Source organism: Vibrio sp. 10N.222.49.C9 (genome assembly GCF_041474985.1).
In the GTDB taxonomy this organism is placed as follows: Bacteria; Pseudomonadota; Gammaproteobacteria; order Enterobacterales; family Vibrionaceae; genus Vibrio; species Vibrio crassostreae_C.
This window is the reverse complement of the sequence record NZ_JBFRVD010001590.1, coordinates 1-284: the sequence shown is the minus strand read 5'-3', so window position 1 is coordinate 284 and position 284 is coordinate 1. Positions and strand designations below refer to the sequence as shown.

The following is a 284-nucleotide window of genomic DNA, read 5'->3' as shown; positions in this document are numbered from 1 at the left end:
ACATATGATTGAGTCAAATGACCTACTGCGATTAAGCGATGATGTCATCAAGCCTTTCTATCAACAAAAATCCATAAGAGCGGTATCACTTTTGCAATCAGCGATTGTTGACCCAAGGTTTAGAATTCACAAACCTGAAGGGGCTATGTTCCTTTGGTTATGGTTTGACGAACTGCCGATTACCACAATGGAACTGTACAAGCGTCTGAAGGCTAGAGGTGTATTGATTGTTCCTGGAGAGTACTTCTTCTTTGGACAGGAAGACCTGTGGGATCACTCTCACC

1 pseudogene is annotated in these 284 nt (G+C 43.0%); it reads left to right on the top strand.

Features of this window, described 5'->3' with window-relative positions:
• Nucleotides 1-284, top strand: a pseudogene (avtA, locus tag AB4585_RS29400) (valine--pyruvate transaminase); the annotation flags it as partial.